This window comes from Companilactobacillus tucceti DSM 20183 (genome assembly GCF_001434665.1).
GTDB classification, from domain to species: domain Bacteria; phylum Bacillota; class Bacilli; order Lactobacillales; family Lactobacillaceae; genus Companilactobacillus; species Companilactobacillus tucceti.
In genome coordinates, this window is the sequence record NZ_AZDG01000050.1 from 1 (window position 1) to 205 (window position 205).

The window sequence follows — 205 nt, forward strand, 5'->3', positions numbered from 1 at the left end:
CATACTTCTGGTAATGCCTTTTTCTCTACATAGATCACAGAAATTGATTGATGTATATGTTGAACCTTGATCGCTGTGAAGTATTACATTCTCTGGTAATTCATCTAATTGTTTGAGAGTATTCATAACTAAGGTTTCATCTGGATGATCTGATATTTCATATGCAATTATTTCGTTGTTAAAGCTGTCTAATATTGATGACAAA

At 31.2% G+C, this 205-nt stretch carries 1 protein-coding gene; it reads right to left on the bottom strand.

Features of this window, described 5'->3' with window-relative positions; translation table 11 throughout:
* The coding region (locus tag FC72_RS10595) for a DDE-type integrase/transposase/recombinase (RefSeq protein WP_162253534.1) at positions 1 to 205 on the bottom strand (205 nt) is incomplete at both ends.